Below are 15,735 nucleotides of genomic sequence, written 5' to 3'. Positions count from 1 at the left end.
AGTGAATAATACAGGAATGAGCCGATGGTTTTATACAACAACATGCACGCATATTCAAATATCTCTTTGGAAATACCCTGATTGATCAGATCAATAATGTTCTCAAACTCTGAAATCCTGTTGCTCTCAAAAGGAACAGTTATATGATTACCATTATTTAGATTTAGAAATTTCTCGAAAAGAAATCCGGAGAATTCGCCGGCAAAATGTACCCAGTAAATCGACCATGGATCTTTTTTATCGGAATAGTAGTAATGAGGCATGTCAGCTTCGATAATGTAAAAGGAATTTGGTGTTAGGCAATGTTGTTTTTTGTTAATATTGATTGTGCCATAACCTTCTATACAATAGATCAAAATGTATTGACCACACCCTGTTGGCCGTTTCCTGAAATGATTTCTTGCTTGTGGAAAATACCCCATATCGGTTAGATAAAGGTTTTTACTGATTTCGTTTGAAATAAACTCTCTTAAAATTTCTCTTGGAATTACATTGATCTTTTCCCCTTCAAATCCTCTTTTCATCAAAATTTTATCCTTCATGGTTAATATTGGGTTTATCTGATGTTCCTTCCTGATTATTAAGATTAATTTTAGAATCTTAATAAAGTAGGATAATCTCCTCTGGATGTAATTCTAATTAATCTTCTCCAACATTTTTTTCAATCTAAAAAATAAACTGTATCGAGGCTAATTTTTTCAAACCTCATTATATCAATTAGATTAATATTGGATAATTGTCTATGTTTAAAACATTTTCATCCATTGAGTAAGGTCGACAAATCAATAATTTTGATCACATATCCTTTATTAAAATTCAAAAATTAAAATATGTAATGATTAGTTTCAGAATCATTGACCTTTTAAGGTAAAAAGCTGAATTCCAATTCTTTCATTTAATGAATTTTAATTCTATTATTGATTTCAATGACCCAAAATTTTTATGACCCAAAAACAACTACACGCAGGGTGAAGAAAAGACCTTTCAACCTCCCATACCTTTTGGCTTTGGCATTTATTTCTGCATTGGGAGGGTTATTGTTTGGATATGATTGGGTGGTAATAGGTGGGGCAAAACCCTTTTATGAATTATATTTTGAAATAAAAAGTTCACCCCAACTTCAAGGATGGGCAATGAGCAGTGCCCTTATCGGTTGTATTCTTGGGGCATTACTTGCAGGTTTCACTTCTGAAAAATATGGCCGAAAGTATCCTCTTATCGCCGCAGCATTTTTGTTTATCGTTTCAGCCTTTGGAAGTGGATATGCTGATAATTTTTCATGGTTTGTTTTTTACAGAATCTTGGGCGGCATTGGAATTGGAATAGCTTCAACTTTATCCCCCTTATACATTGCAGAGTTGGCACCGGCACCATTAAGAGGTCGTTTTGTATCTATTAATCAACTGACCATTGTTATAGGGATTTTGGCAGCCCAGATAGTAAACTACCTTATTGCTGAACCAGTACCTGAATCGATGGGTATTCATGAAATGAAATCCACTTGGAATAGTCTGATGGGGTGGAGGTGGATGTTCTGGGCAGAATTGGTTCCCGCTGCGGCTTTCTTTTTATTGATGTTTGCAGTGCCCAAAAGTCCAAGGTTCCTGATGAAAATGGGTAAAGAAATCGAGGCCATGAAGGTTTTGGAGAAAATTGGGGGTAGAAGCTATGCAGAGGTGGAAAGGGGGAATATTAGTGCTACCCTTGTTGATAAATTACCCAAAGTCCACGTTAAAGATCTTTTTCAACCCAAAATAAAACCAATTCTTCTTATCGGGATAGGTTTGGCTGTATTTCAGCAATGGTGTGGAATAAATGTCATATTCAATTATGCTGATGAGATTTTTACCAAAGCAGGCTATAGTGTCGGAGAAATGTTATTCAACATTATTATTACTGGCAGTGTAAACCTGGTTTTCACCCTCCTTGCAATGCGGTTTGTTGATCATTGGGGCAGAAAGAGACTGATGGTATTAGGAGCTATGGGTTTGGCTATCATTTATTTGTTTTTGGGATTAAGCTATTATTTAGGTTGGACCGGTTTTCCAATTCTAATCCTTGTTATAGGGGCGATAGCCATTTATGCCATGACACTTGCACCTGTAACATGGGTAATACTCTCTGAAATATTTCCCAATCGGATCAGGGGGATGGCAATGTCTATGGCGACTTTATGTCTTTGGATCGCGTCATTTGCCCTTACCTTTTCATTTCCACTACTTAATAGTACACTTAATGCCTCAGGAACCTTTTGGTTATATGGTATTATTTGCCTTGTCGGATACCTGTTTATAATAAAAAAATTACAGGAAACAAAAGGTAAGAGTCTTGAAGAAATTGAATCTGAATTTTTAAACTGATTAAAGATGAAAAATGATGAACCAGTAAAAGTTTGGAAGGAAACCATAATCATTCCAACCTACGAAGTTTGTGAACCTGAAAAATACCCCATATTTCTAGAAAAAAGAGTTTATCAAGGTAGTAGCGGAACAGTGTATCCTCATCCTGTTATAGAAAAGATACGTGATGAAAAGATTGACAAGGAATGGGAGGTTATATACTTGGAAAACACCTACCTTAAGATCATGGTTTTACCCGCCTTAGGAGGGAGAATTCAGATGGCATTTGACAAAATCAAAAACAGGCATTTTGTCTATTACAACGAAGTCATCAAACCAGCACTTGTAGGACTCACAGGTCCATGGATATCAGGGGGAATAGAATTTAATTGGCCTCAACATCATAGACCAAGTACTTATGATCCTGTAGATTTCACCATTGAGCACCATGATGATGGGAGTGTTACTGTTTGGGTAAGTGAGGTTGAACGAATGTTCAGAACTAAAGGGATGGCTGGTTTCACCTTATATCCTGACAAAGCTTACTTGAAGGTAAAAGGCAAATTATTCAATAGGACGCCACATCCCCAGACTTTTCTATGGTGGGCCAATCCTGCAGTTGCAGTAAATGACCATTATCAATCTGTTTTTCCTGAAGATGTAAATGCCGTTTTTGACCATGGAAAGCGGGATGTTTCCCGCTTTCCAATAGCCACTGGGACATATTACAAAGTAGATTATTCACAAGGAGTGGATATATCAAAGTATAAGAATATTCCTGTGCCGACCTCATATATGGCCATCAATTCTGAATATGATTTTGTTGGTGGATATGAGAATGATACACAAGCTGGTTTGCTTCATATTGCTAACCACCATGTATCTCCCGGAAAAAAGCAGTGGACATGGGGCAATGGTGATTTTGGGCATGCTTGGGACAGAAACCTCACCGATGAAAATGGGCCATATATTGAATTAATGTGTGGGGTTTATACAGATAACCAACCGGATTTTTCTTGGATTCAACCGTATGAGGAACGGAATTTTGAACAGTTTTTTCTTCCATACAGTCGATTGGGTGTAGTTAAAAATGCTTCAAAAGATGCACTGGTCAACGTTATTTACACCAAAGGACAGATCACTGTCATGGTACATGTTACTGGAATAATTTATGATGCTACTATTATACTTTCAAACGAAGGAAACCTTCTTTTCAATCAAACCCTTGACTTGACTCCTGTAGAAGTCTTTGAATATTCTGTACCAATGGAAAAGGCTCCAGAAGGCTTAGAAGTATGGGTAAAAAACAAGTACGGAAAAAATTTAGTAACCTGGAAACAGAAACCCAATGAATTGAAACCTTTTCCAGATGCAGCTAAACCGGCCAAATCACCGGTAGAAATCAAAACAAATGAAGAGATTTACCTTACGGGTCTGCATATTGAGCAATATCGTCATGCCACCTACCAACCGTTGGATTATTATAAGGAGGGGTTGAAAAGGGATGCATCAGATATTAGATGTAATAATGCAATGGGAGGTTATTTATTGAGAAACGGAAAAATTGAAGATTCCATACCATTTTTTGAAAAAGCCATAGAGTCCTTGACAAAATATAACCCTAACCCCAATGATGGTGAGCCTTATTTTAATTTGGGATTGGCATTGAAGTTTCTTGGTAAAGAGCATGAAGCTTATTCAAACTTCTATAAAGCATGTTGGAATGCTGCTTGGCAAGATGCTGGATATTTTAATCTTGCACTTTTAGATTCACATGGGGGTGATTTTGATAAAGCTTTAGAACATGTGGACAAATCATTGCTAAGGAATTGGCATAATCATAAAGCTAGACATCTAAAAACTGCCATTTTAAGAAAGATGGGTAGGGAAACTGATGCCAGGAAACTGATAGATGATTCATTGGCTATTGATAAATTCAATTTTGGAGTATTATTTGAAAAATATCTCCTATCAAAAAAAGAAAGCAATAAATCTGAATTTAAGGAATTGATAAGGGATTATGTCCATAATTATCTGGAATATTCCTTTGATTATGCCCATGGAGGTTTTTATGAAGAGGCAATCCAACTATTGAAGTTTTATCAGGAAAAAAGGACAAGTGGATACCCCATTGTTTACTACAGCTTGGGTTACTTTTATAGCAAACTCGGGGATGATGAACAAGCGTTGTATTGGTACAAACTGGCTGCTCAAATGCCCACTGATTTTTGTTTTCCTAACAGGTTGGAGGAAGTATTGATTTTAAATGAAGCATTTCTTCGAAATCCTGATGATTACAACAATCAATATTATCTGGGAAATTATTGGATGGCAAAAAAACAATTTGTCAAAGCCAGAAAATGCCTCGAAAATTCACTAAATCTCAACCCGGAATCACCAAAAGTTCTGAGAAATCTTTCCCTAATTTATTATAACAAACTTCAAGATAAAGAAAAAGCATTGGAATACCTTGAAAGTGCTTTTTCAAAAGATGAAAACAATTCAAGAGTCTTGATGGAACTTGATCAGCTATACAAAAAGCTCAATAAACCAGTTGTGTTCCGTAAAGAATTTTTAGAAAATCACATGAACCTTGTTCTTGAGCGTGATGATGTATACCTTGAGTATATCACTCTTTTGAACATGAATGGTCAAAATATAGATGCTTTAAACCTTTTAACAAAAAGGAAATTTCATCCTTGGGAAGGTGGGGAAGGTAGAGTACCTGGACAATACCTAATGGCAAAAGTTTCAATTGCCAAATCCGCTTTGGTAAATGGTAAATTTGAATTGGCAATAAAGCATTTAGAGGAAGCCATAATTTATCCTGAAAGCCTAGGAGAAGGGAAACTATTTGGTGCACAAGAAAATGACATTTATTACTGGTTGGGTTGTGCATATGAAAAACTCCATAATTTACATACTGCTAAGTCTTATTGGGATAAAGCCTCAAAAGGATTGACTGATCCAAGTCCTGCAATGTATTATAACGACCAGTCTCCCGATATGATTTTTTATCAGGGTCTTGCTCTTATTAAACTAGGGAATGAAAAAGCTGCCCTTAGTCGATTTAATAAATTAATAGATTATGGAGAAAACCACTTTTTTGATGAATTAAAAATTGACTATTTCGCCGTTTCCCTTCCCGATTTGTTGATATGGGATGATGATTTGGACAAGAAAAATAGGGTACATTGCCATTACCTCATTGGATTGGGTAAGTTGGGCAAAGGAGAAATTTCAGGGGCAAAAGCTTCTTTTCAAGCAGCCTATGAATTGGATTTATATCATTTAGGTGTGGTTAATCATTACAATTTAATATCTGAAAAAATCAATCTAATTAAAAATCAATGAAACAGATTTTATTAATAATTATCCTTTCAGTAATGTTTTCCTGCAAGGAAAACCATGTTGAACAGCGAAAGCCCAATGTTTTATTTATTTTGGTAGACGATTTTGGATATCATGATTTAGGAATAACAGGAAGTACTTTCTATGAAACTCCAAATATTGACAAATTGGCAGCAAATAGCTTTCGATTTACTCAAGGTTATACTTCCAGTAGAGTTTGTAGTCCTGCAAGAGCAAGTATAATGACAGGAAAATTCACTGCTAGCCACGGTGTTACAGATTGGATAGGGGCTAAAACCGGAAAGGAATGGCATGAAGAAAGACCATATACAAAATTATTACCACCGCCCTATAATCATGATATTGCCAATGAAAAAACCTTAGGTGAAGCATTTAAAGAAGCTGGCTATCAAACTTATTTTGCAGGCAAATGGCATCTGGGAGAATCTGAGGATCAATGGCCGGAAAAGAGGGGTTTCGATATTAATGTTGGAGGATGGAGTGTAGGAAGTCCTCTTGGTGGATATTTTGCCCCATTTACAAACCCAAGGTTAGGGGATTATCCAAATGGTGAAAATTTAAGTAAGGTCTTAGCTCAGGAGACAGAAGCATTTTTAGAGAAAGATAAGGTTAAGCCATTTTTTGCGATGCTTTCTTTTTATGCAGTTCATGGACCCATACAGTCAACAAAGGAAAAATGGTCAAAATACAGAGATAAGGTGGAAAACCTAGGACCTGTTGAATTTGGATATAAAATGGAAAGGAGAATGCCTATCAGAGTTGTGCAAGATAATCCGGTTTATGCTGGTATGGTTGAACAAATGGATGATGGGGTAGGGATCGTGTTAGATGCCCTAGAACGACTTGGGCTAGCTGACAATACAATCGTTGTTTTTACCTCGGATCACGGCGGTGTAGCTTCCGGTGATGGATTTGCCACTTCTAACCTTCCACTTAGAGGAGGTAAAGGCTATCAATGGGAGGGAGGACTAAGGGTTCCTTATTTCATTAAAATCCCTTGGAATTCTAAAGTTGTTACTGATATAACTCATCCTGTTTCAGGACATGATTTTTTCCCCACGTTATTAGATTATGCTGGTCAATTAATTCCATCAACTAATCAAGTTGATGGCAAATCTTTAAAACCTTTAATGGAAGGAAGAGAATTTCCTGAAAGACCTCTTTATTGGCATTATCCTCATTATGGGAACCAAGGTGGCGATCCATCTTCAGTGCTTAGACTGGGTGATTGGAAATTAATCCATTATTGGGAAGATGACCATGTTGAACTATACAACCTCATTGAAGACCCAAGAGAACAGAATGATCTTGCATCTAAAAATAAGGCTAAAGCTACAGAATTAGATAATCAATTGCTTGCTTGGCTTGAACAAAAAAATGCACTTAAACCAGAATTTGTCAAAAACTTCAATCCTCTTTTGGAATTAGAGCAATTTGAAATAATGAAAACCAGAAGAATGCCTCAATTGGAACAAGAAAGGAAAAGTATGTTTTCAAAAGATTTTGAGCCCAATAGAGATTGGTGGGGAAGTAAATTGACCAAAGATTAAATACTCAATAAATACATGATGAATTTTCAAAAACACCTACATATCCTAGCCTTGTTAACCTCCGGATTATTTGTTTTTTCATGTCAATCTGTAGAAAAGGAGCTTTCCCTTGCAGGTAATTGGCATGTAGCTTTAGACTCAATGGACGTCGGAGAAAATGAGAAGTGGTTTGAAAATTTCCCCAATTCCGAAATCATGGAAGTACCTGGAACTTTGGATATGGCTGATTTGGGTATCAAAAATAACTTAGAACCCACCTTAACAAATGAAGTACTTTCCCACTTGGCCCGAAAAAGGCAATATATCGGAAAAGCTTGGTTTCAGAAATCAATACAAATTCCTTCAGAATGGAAAGACCAAGAGATCGAATTGACATTGGAGAGGATCATATGGGGCTCCAAAGTTTGGATCAATGGTTCTTATGTTGGCAATCAAGAAAGTTTGGTTTCCCCTCACAGGTTTAAGATTCAAGATCAGCTGAAGCCTGGTAAAAACATCTTGACAGTTTGTATAGATAATTCCGACCTCTATCCAAATATTAACATTGCAGGTTCAAAGTATGTGGAACCGTTCTCCAAGGATATGGCACATGGTTATACAAACCATACCCAGATCAAATGGAATGGGATAATTGGTGAAATTAGCTTAAAACCTGTTGCTAAGCTCTCAAATGTTAAATTGGACTCAGACCTAACCAACAAAAGACTTTTGGTTACAGCAAATATTGAAAATTTTGAAGGTGCTAATGATATACCTTATAAAATCAGTCGAAATGGGCAATTATTGAAAGAAGGGAAAATTAATATAAGCAATAAAAATATACTCATCAAATACCCCCTTGAGGTTGGGTCTGAAATTAAGCCATGGGATGAATTTGATCCTAATGTTTATGATCTTGAATTGATAATTGGAAATACCTCAGAGATACATCGTTTTGGTATGAGAGATATCACATCGGATAATGGGGTCCTTATGCTAAACGGACACAGGATTTATTTGAGAGGAACTCTTGAATGCGCAGTTTTTCCGCTGACGGGTCATCCCCCAACAGATAAAAAAGATTGGAAAAATATTATTTCTGCTGCTAAATCTTATGGTTTAAATCATTTTCGTTTTCATTCATGGTGTCCTCCAAAAGCTGCTTTCGATGCTGCTGACGAGCTTGGATTTTATTTGCAGATAGAATTGCCACATTGGAATTTACATGTAGGTAAGGATCTAAAAACAAATCTTTTTCTAGAAAAAGAAGCTGAAAATATATTGAGAGAATATGGAAATCATCCATCTTTTATTTTGATGGCATTGGGGAATGAACTTGAAGGTGATATCGATTACATGAATTCTTTTATTAAAAAGTTAAAAGTAGAAGATCCAAGGCGGTTGTATACGACAACATCATTTTCCTTTCAAAAAGGAGTTGGGAGATTACCTCAACCAGAAGATGATTTTTTTGTGACACAGTGGACTAATAGAGGATGGATTAGGGGGCAAGGGTTTTTCAATGCTCAACCACCCCACTTTGACAAGGATTATCAAAACGAAATAGACCATATAGAAGTCCCTATTATTTCCCATGAGATTGGTCAGTATTCAGTTTACCCGGATTTTACGGAAATTGATAAGTATCAGGGGATTCTCAGGCCTCTTAATTTTATGGCTATAAAAAAAGATCTGGAAAACAAAGGTTTGATTGATTTGGCGTCTGCATTTACTGAAGCCTCAGGGAAATTAGCTTCTTTGCTCTACAAGGAGGAGATTGAGCGTGCTTTAAAAACAAAAGGATTTGATGGATTTCAACTTTTACAACTCCAAGATTTTCCTGGTCAGGGGACTGCGTTGGTTGGGCTATTGAATGTTTTTTGGGAATCAAAAGGAATTATTGATGGTCCTGAATTTTCACGATTTTCTGGAGAGCTGGTTCCTTTATTGAGATTTGAAAAAGCAGTATTTAAATCAGGGGAGACCTTTGATGCAGAAATCCAGGTTGCCAATTTTTTCAAACCAATGGAAAAACAAACCATTAAGTGGTCAATCAATGAAGTTAATGGCTCAGTAGCTTCCGGTGAATTGGTTGGTAAAACACTTGATATTGGTAACCAAAACAGAATTGGAGCCATATCCCATAAGTTTTCAGTGGAAAAAGCTACCAAATTTATTGTCAAAGTTGAACTCTCAGGAACAAAATATAGCAATGAATGGCCTATTTGGGTATATCCAGATCGCAAAGTAGAGAGAAAAATTTCTTACACAAAGTCATTTCCGGAAGCACAGAAATGGTTAGAGGAAGGTAGGTCTGTCATTTTAAATCCAACCTTGGTTGATCTTATAGGTGAAACTGGCAGATTTGTTCCTGTATTTTGGAGCCCTGTACATTTCCCTGATCAACCTGCTACCATGGGAATACTCTGCGACCCCAAACATCCTCTTTTTAAAGATTTTCCTACTGAATCGCATAGTAATTGGCAGTGGTGGGATTTATGTATTCAATCTAAGGCTTTGAATTTGGAAAAATTGGGAGTCACACCATTGGTCAGAGTTGTGGATAATTTTGTTACCAATAGGACCCTGAGTATCTTATTCGAAACCAAAGTAGGTGAAGGTAAATTGATTTTTTCCTCAATAGATTTAGATACCGACCTTGAAAACCGTTTGGCTGCCAATCAACTTAGGGAAAGTCTTGAAAATTATATGAATTCAGAAAGCTTCAATCCCCAAACCCAAATCTCCTCATCGGATTTGGGGAGATTCATTAAAAATTAATACTTAATTTTTGAACAATGCTTGTAGAGTTTCAATTTCCGATCAAATACAATAAAAAACTACAGTTATGAAGATGAAAACTGCTATGATGATATGTTTCATTCTATCTTTGCTTTTGGGCGGAAATTTTGAATCGATATCCCAAACTCAACAAAATAAAAAACCTAATATAATTTTTATCCTTACAGATGATCTTGGTTTTGGAGATATTGGGGTTTTGTTTCAAAACCAACGTGAAAAAGAAGGTAGGCCTTTCCACAAAACACCCAATTTGGATAAATTTGCACTTGAAGGTCTAGCATTAACAAGGCATTACGCAGCTGCACCGGTTTGTGCGCCATCGAGAGCATCATTGTTACTTGGCCAACATCAAGGTATTGCTATGATTAGAAACAATCAATTTGATAAAGCCCTTCCAAATAACCACACATTGGGAACTGTCCTTAAAGCCGCGGGATATTCAACTGCTTTGATTGGAAAATATGGTTTACAGGGATTAGAGGGAAATAACCCGGATACATGGGAAGCTTACCCGACAAAAAGAGGCTTCGACTATTTTTTTGGATATGTTCGACACCGAGACGGTCACAACCATTATCCTGCACACCATGTTACCAATCGAAGTCCCAAAGAATTATATGACGGAAATGAAGAAATTTCAAAAAAATTGATTGGCTGTTATACCACAGATTTGTTTACTGCAAGAGCAAAAAAATACATCATTGACCATAAAAGTGAACAGCCTGACAGACCCTTCTTTTTGCTATTGGGCTATGATACTCCGCATGCAGGTCTTGAAATTCCAACCATGGCCTATCCTGATGGTGGAGGGTTGAAAGGTGGAATACAATATATAAGTGAAGAGGATAATTTCATCAATACTTCACAAGGAGAAATTAACACTTTTATTCATCCTGATTATAGGAAAGAGGAATGGCCTAATGTCCAACAGCGTTTTGCAACCATGGTAAGACGCATAGATGATGCTATCGGTGATCTGGTTCATTTATTAAAAGACTTGAACTTGGAAAATGAAACCATTATTGTTTTCACCTCTGATAACGGTCCTCATATTGAATCTTATGGATACGGTGAATATGCCCCTGATTTTTTTGAAAGTTATGGAAATTTGGATGGTATTAAAAGGGATGTATGGGAAGGCGGCATAAGAGTTCCAACATTGGTCAGATGGCCAGGAAAAGTTCCAAAAGGAACCACGAACAGTTCCCCTTCAGGATTCCATGACTGGATGGCTACATTTGCTGAACTAGCTGGCGTTCCAAGTCCTGCTAATACTAACGGAAAATCTCTTTGGCCAATTATTAGTGGACAAACCAATGATTTCAGTGGCCGGGTGTATATAGAATATCAGGTAAATGGTTTTATTCCAAAATATGATAGTTTTTTAGATGAGCGCAAAGGTCAAAAAAGGGGAGAAATGCAGGTAATCTATCTAGACGGTTATAAAGGAGTAAGATATGACATCGGTTCACACCAAGATGAATTCAGTATATATGATACCCAAATTGATTCTGGAGAAAGACAAAATCTAGCAGGGACCAACATTAGTTTTAATACACTTCAGCAAGAAATGAAAAAGTCTGTCTTACGGTGGAGGAGAATAAATGCTACAGCTAAAAGGCCCTATGATATAGAATTTGTGCCTGCAATATTTCCCTTGGATAAAAAATTGGAGGAAGGCCTTATTGAGAATACATATTTTATAGAAAGTGCTTGGGCTCCATACATAAATACCCTTGAACATAAATCAGATAAAGTATCAATTTCACCTAATTTGAATTTGAATAAAAGAAAACTAAAAGATCAAGTATTTGTTTATGAAGGTTTTATCAAGATTGATCAGACAGGTAAATATAACCTGACCTGTCAATCAGAGTCAAATATAGTAATGCATATCCATGAGGCATTGGTAATTGACAATGATTTTGAGCCTTTTCCAGATTCCCCTGAAAATACCATTTTACTAGAAAAAGGATATCATCCCATCAAATTGGTATTGCATTCGGACGATGGAAATCACTCTTTAACAAAAATATTCATGAATGGAGTTGACTTAAACAACAAGGATTCTTTATTCTTCCATTAGAAACAGAAATCCATTTTTGATTTTTTTAAATGAAGAATCTAGATAATATTGAAAATAAATGAATTGCTATGGAACAAGATATATCGAAGGGAAAAGCATTTTTAGTTTTAGTTTGGTTTTTCATTTTGTCTTTAGGTAGTTCATGTGGAACTGAAAAAATAGAAAAATCAGAACACCAAGTCCCATCCTCAAATGTGAAAAAAACGAAAATATCTGAAATTAGAAAAATGGTTTTGATTCCATCTGGGAAATTTCAAATGGTTGGGACATCTCAAAAGGGTAATCAGGATGAGTTCCCAAAACATGATATTGAAGTCAAATCTTTTATGATGGATATTCATGAGGTTACAAACACACAGTTTAAATCTTTTGTCGATGAAACGGGTTATGTTTCAGTTGCCGAAAGGCCTATAATATGGGAGGAGTTTAAAAAACAGCTACCTAAAGATTATCCAAAACCTCCAGATGATTTTTTTGAACCTGGAGCTTTGGTGTTTTTCCCTACTGAAGGCCCTGTAAAAATGGATGACATAGGACAATGGTGGAAATGGGTTAAGGGTGCAAACTGGAAACAACCTGAGGGTCCTAGTAGCAATATTAGTAATAAGATGGATCACCCAGTAGTCCAGGTTGCCTATGAAGATGCTAATGCATATGCAAAGTGGGCAGGTAAAAGATTGCCAACTGAATCTGAATGGGAGTGGGCTGCTAGGGGAGGACTGGAAAACCCAATCTATCCTTGGGGCAATGAATCAATTGCTGAATCTACATTAAAAGCGAATTTTTGGCAAGGTTTCTTCCCATATGAAAACAAGGGGGAAGATGGGTTTATTGGGACTGCTCCAGTTATGAGTTTTGACTCCAATGGTTATGGACTTTATGATATGGCAGGTAATGTTTGGGAATGGTGCGAGGACTGGTATCATGCGGAAGCTTATAGTCAGAAAAAGGACAATATAAAGAAAGGTCCAGAAACTTCCTATGACCCTCAGGAGCCAAATATTCCCAAAAGAGTAATCAGAGGAGGTTCATTTCTCTGTAACGACTCATATTGTAGTGGATACCGTGTCTCCAGAAGGATGAAGTCAAGTGAAGATTCAGGTCTAAATCATACTGGGTTTAGGTGTGTTAAAGATTAGCAGTTATTTTGTGTTTATTTATTTAAGGTATATTATATAATAGAAAAAAATTGTTTGGGGAAGTTAGATATAATCTTGAAATTATTTTACTTAAAACACATTTTTAGATCATCAATGTATTTCTATTAGCTTAATTAAAAGAAGCATTTTTTCATTAAGAACTAATTACTGTACAGGTATTATTGTTTGGAAAGGTATGAATTGGATGAAGAGCTGTTTTCAAAAACAGAAACACAATTGTTTAAGTCCCCGCTTTTTGGAACCGAAAAGGAATATCTATCGGACTGCAGCACTACACTTTCCCTGATCATGGCCAATGAAAGGATTTCGGCATTACTCAAAAAAAGTATCAGGGAGCTTGAAACAGGAAAGAATGAAACATCAGTCCCTAACAAATCCCATATGCTATGGACGGATTCCAAGGCGGCCCTGATCGAACTTGCCTATGCCCTTCAGAGCAGGGGTTCAGTAAATCAGGGCAAAAGCGATGTCAAATCCATTATCCAAATACTGGAAGAAACCTTCAATGTGGAAACCGGGAATTTTTACAGAACCTATCAGAGCATGCGTATCCGAAAAAAGAATCGGACTGTTTACCTGGACAACCTGAAGGACAGTCTGGAAAAACGCATGGATGAGGCGGATATGGAATAATCCAGAAACCGGAATGAAGGTCAACTTATAAATATCAGGGATTAGCCTGAATTTTTTTCGATTTTATTTTTGGTAGCTACCACCGCAGTGTAAAAAACCCAAGCCCTATCCCACCAAATTTGCTTAAGTCAAATGTAAAAAAAAGTCATATGCTAGAAGCAATCAGTTGGAAGGAATACCTCATGGGTACAGGCATAGTTGCCCTTGGCTATTATGCGGTGGTGATTTCCATCTATTATAAAAATGATGTCCGCACCCTGTTGTCAGGCAGATTTCCGGATCAGGCCGAAAAGAAAGGGAAAGTGGATTGGTCTGAAGAAGGGTCGAAAGATCCGATGGAAGAACTTGAAACAGTGGTGTCGGATATTAGGAGCATCCTGGAGGGGGCAGGCAAAAATGCAGAAAAGGCGGAAATTCTGGAAAGAACAGGCCGGATACTGCAAAACTATTCCGGGTTTCGGGAGCCTGCCTACCGGGTTGCCATCAGGAATTTCCTCATACTGCATTCCGAGGAAATCTGCGGTCTGGATTTCTCTGACGGTGAACTGGAAGCATACTGGGAACACAAGGGTTGAACAGGCTGGGGCAGTGAAGCATGATATGGAGCGAATGGAAGGTGCACTGTTCCGGCCCTGCTCCCGGCCTTTATCTTTTTTGGGTACCGTGCCGGGAGCATTTTCTAAAAAAATAACAAACAATCAAAACAATAACAAAAATGAAAGGAAGAAAAAAAACAGGTTTCATGGCAGTAATGCTGTTGATGCTGCTGTTTGTGGTCAGTGAAGCACAGGCACAGGACGGACTTGCAGGGATCAACGAGGCCAACAGGCAGGTAAGAAGTTATTTTCTGGCAGGCACTAACCTAATGTATGGTGTTGGTGCTTTGTTGGGGCTTATAGGGGCGGTAAAGGTTTACCAGAAATGGAATGCAGGTGACCCCGATACGGGTAAAGTTGCCGCAGCATGGTTTGGAAGCTGCGTGTTTTTGGTGGTAGTGGCCACGGTGATCAGTTCATTCTTCGGTATCTGATGAATATTAGGGACAGGTTGACAGGCCTTTTCAGGACATACATCGCCGAGAACAATCCCGATCTGATAGTCAGGATGGAAGGCAATGAATCCATGAAACGCTATATATCCGACAAGGTCAGCACAGCTATGGTGCTGGCCAAAAAGCTGAGGGAGCAGGGGAGTAAGGACAGTGAAATCCTGGATACCTGTCTGGAATCAATGGTCAGTGATCTCAAGCCCTCCAAATTCCGCTTTGTCAAAGACTTGATCGAAAGGAACTTCAAAAAGAAGTACGATCAGCTATCCGAAACAGGTGTCCTGACTTATGAGATCATCAACATCATTGAAAAACATGACCACCTTTTTGAGAAGCATGGATTCAGGGAAAAGAAAGGGAGCAATATCCAATTGGAGTCCGAATTTACAGCAGTTTTGTTTGACAGGTTTGAAAACACTTGACCCGTGGCAGTAAGCATATACAAGATCAATAAAGGTGTCAACAAGAGCATTGAGTTCAAAGGATTGAAGGCACAGTATATCTGGTACCTGGGAGGCGGAGTCATTGTTTTGATGGTCCTTTTTGCAGCGATGTACCTGATAGGGATCAACCAATGGATTTGCATAACCATTATTGCAGTTCTTGGAGTATTTCTGGTCATGAAAGTCTATGGGCTCAGTTCAAAATACGGGGAATACGGAATGATGAAAATGCTGGCCAGAAAAAGCCTTCCGGATTCGCTCAGATGCAGAGGCAGAGAGGATTTTATCCAGTAAGGAAATGAAATGTATTGGGGAAGATGAAA

Annotated in this window: 12 protein-coding genes; 11 read left to right on the top strand and 1 reads right to left on the bottom strand. The window is 37.5% G+C overall.

The annotated features are described in order from the left end of the window. Positions 1-542 (bottom strand): AraC family ligand binding domain-containing protein (locus tag ACEW8U_RS21830; protein ID WP_373524174.1); only part of this gene is annotated, 542 nt, incomplete at its 3' end. Between the two features lie 384 nt (positions 543-926). Here ACEW8U_RS21830 and ACEW8U_RS21825 point away from each other — a divergent pair. The 11 genes from ACEW8U_RS21825 to ACEW8U_RS21775 all read left to right on the top strand — a co-directional run bounded on the left by ACEW8U_RS21825 (position 927) and on the right by ACEW8U_RS21775 (position 15,706). Beyond that, positions 927-2,360, top strand: a complete 1,434-nt coding sequence (locus ACEW8U_RS21825) for a sugar porter family MFS transporter (RefSeq protein WP_373524173.1) — start codon at positions 927-929, stop codon at positions 2,358-2,360. Positions 2,361-2,366: 6 nt separating this feature from the next. After that, positions 2,367-5,693 (top strand): DUF5107 domain-containing protein, encoded by a 3,327-nt coding sequence (locus ACEW8U_RS21820; RefSeq protein WP_373524172.1) that lies wholly within the window; start codon positions 2,367-2,369, stop codon positions 5,691-5,693. After that, the gene (locus ACEW8U_RS21815) at positions 5,690-7,261 is read left to right on the top strand and encodes a sulfatase (protein ID WP_373524171.1); all 1,572 of its coding nucleotides are present in this window, start codon (positions 5,690-5,692) and stop codon (positions 7,259-7,261) included. Before ACEW8U_RS21820 ends, ACEW8U_RS21815 begins: the two co-directional genes overlap by 4 nt. A gap of 15 nt (positions 7,262-7,276) precedes the next feature. Continuing rightward, entirely contained in the window at positions 7,277-10,021 is a 2,745-nt protein-coding gene (locus ACEW8U_RS21810; RefSeq protein WP_373524170.1) for a sugar-binding domain-containing protein, read from the top strand. Between the two features lie 67 nt (positions 10,022-10,088). After that, positions 10,089-12,128, top strand: a complete 2,040-nt coding sequence (locus ACEW8U_RS21805; RefSeq protein WP_373524169.1) for a sulfatase-like hydrolase/transferase — start codon at positions 10,089-10,091, stop codon at positions 12,126-12,128. A 194-nt stretch (positions 12,129-12,322) separates the two neighbouring features. Further along, positions 12,323-13,267, top strand: a complete 945-nt coding sequence (locus ACEW8U_RS21800) for a formylglycine-generating enzyme family protein (protein WP_373524168.1) — start codon at positions 12,323-12,325, stop codon at positions 13,265-13,267. 168 nt (positions 13,268-13,435) lie between these two features. Next, entirely contained in the window at positions 13,436-13,921 is a 486-nt protein-coding gene (locus tag ACEW8U_RS21795) for an RteC domain-containing protein (protein WP_373524175.1), read from the top strand. A gap of 149 nt (positions 13,922-14,070) precedes the next feature. Next, positions 14,071-14,496, top strand: coding sequence for a hypothetical protein (locus ACEW8U_RS21790; RefSeq protein ID WP_373524167.1), 426 nt, complete (start codon positions 14,071-14,073; stop codon positions 14,494-14,496). A gap of 140 nt (positions 14,497-14,636) precedes the next feature. After that, the gene (locus ACEW8U_RS21785) at positions 14,637-14,951 is read left to right on the top strand and encodes a DUF4134 domain-containing protein (RefSeq protein ID WP_373524166.1); all 315 of its coding nucleotides are present in this window, start codon (positions 14,637-14,639) and stop codon (positions 14,949-14,951) included. Continuing rightward, complete coding sequence (locus tag ACEW8U_RS21780; RefSeq protein WP_373524165.1) at positions 14,885-15,391, top strand: hypothetical protein; 507 nt, start codon at positions 14,885-14,887, stop codon at positions 15,389-15,391. The genes ACEW8U_RS21785 and ACEW8U_RS21780 overlap by 67 nt, the downstream gene beginning before the upstream one ends. A 3-nt stretch (positions 15,392-15,394) precedes the next feature. Continuing rightward, positions 15,395-15,706: a DUF4133 domain-containing protein gene (locus ACEW8U_RS21775; protein ID WP_373524164.1), complete on the top strand. Its 312-nt coding sequence runs from the start codon at positions 15,395-15,397 to the stop codon at positions 15,704-15,706. The last annotated feature ends 29 nt before the right edge of the window (positions 15,707-15,735 follow it).

The organism is Aquiflexum sp. (assembly GCF_041751335.1).
In the GTDB taxonomy this organism is placed as follows: Bacteria; Bacteroidota; Bacteroidia; order Cytophagales; family Cyclobacteriaceae; genus Aquiflexum.
The sequence above is the reverse complement of the archived record's forward strand: the minus strand, read 5'-3'. Positions and strand labels throughout refer to the sequence as shown.

What these genes read in the sequence shown, in the direction of transcription:
- ACEW8U_RS21825 (WP_373524173.1), top strand. Translation starts at nt 927, where the DNA reads ATGACCCAAAATTTTTATGACCCAAAAACAACTACACGCAGGGTGAAG.
- ACEW8U_RS21820 (WP_373524172.1), top strand. Translation starts at nt 2,367, where the DNA reads ATGAAAAATGATGAACCAGTAAAAGTTTGGAAGGAAACCATAATCATT.
- ACEW8U_RS21815 (WP_373524171.1), top strand. Translation starts at nt 5,690, where the DNA reads ATGAAACAGATTTTATTAATAATTATCCTTTCAGTAATGTTTTCCTGC.
- ACEW8U_RS21810 (WP_373524170.1), top strand. Translation starts at nt 7,277, where the DNA reads ATGATGAATTTTCAAAAACACCTACATATCCTAGCCTTGTTAACCTCC.
- ACEW8U_RS21805 (WP_373524169.1), top strand. Translation starts at nt 10,089, where the DNA reads ATGAAGATGAAAACTGCTATGATGATATGTTTCATTCTATCTTTGCTT.
- ACEW8U_RS21790 (WP_373524167.1), top strand. Translation starts at nt 14,071, where the DNA reads ATGCTAGAAGCAATCAGTTGGAAGGAATACCTCATGGGTACAGGCATA.
- ACEW8U_RS21785 (WP_373524166.1), top strand. Translation starts at nt 14,637, where the DNA reads ATGAAAGGAAGAAAAAAAACAGGTTTCATGGCAGTAATGCTGTTGATG.
- ACEW8U_RS21780 (WP_373524165.1), top strand. Translation starts at nt 14,885, where the DNA reads ATGGTTTGGAAGCTGCGTGTTTTTGGTGGTAGTGGCCACGGTGATCAG.